Origin of the sequence: Bradyrhizobium sp. NBAIM08 (assembly GCF_020193935.1) — a bacterium.
Taxonomy (GTDB): Bacteria; Pseudomonadota; Alphaproteobacteria; order Rhizobiales; family Xanthobacteraceae; genus Bradyrhizobium; species Bradyrhizobium yuanmingense.
Window position 1 is genome coordinate 1 of the sequence record NZ_JADYVR010000704.1, and the last position, 420, is coordinate 420.

A 420-nucleotide genomic window follows, 5' to 3' on the forward strand; every position below is an offset into this window, starting at 1 on the left:
GTGATGCCGGGCGCGACGCTCGAGCACGGCGAGCAGCAGTGCCAGACGACCGCTGTCGAGACCCTGCGCGTTGCGCCGCGGCGTCGCGCCCGGCATCACCGGGATGGTGAGCGCCTGCACCTCGACGAGCACCGGACGGTGCCCGTCCACCGTGGGGGCCACCGCCGAGCCCGGGGTGCTGGGCCGGCGGTCGCCGAGGAAGAGGGCGCTGGCCTCCGGCACCCCGGCCAGCCCGTCGCCGCTCATCTCGAACACCCCTAGCTCGCCCGTGGCGCCGAAGCGGTGCTTCACGGCCCGCAGGAGGCGCAGCGCGTGGTGGCGGTCGCCCTCGAACGCCAGGACGGTGTCGACGACGTGCTCGAGGACCCGCGGCCCGGCGAGCCCGTTGTCCTTGGTGACGTGGCCGGCGATGAGCACCGG

The 420-nt window shown here is 75.5% G+C and carries 1 pseudogene; it reads right to left on the reverse strand.

Features of this window, described 5'->3' with window-relative positions:
* A pseudogene (locus I6F37_RS41650) lies at window positions 1-420 on the reverse strand (DNA repair protein RadA); the annotation flags it as partial.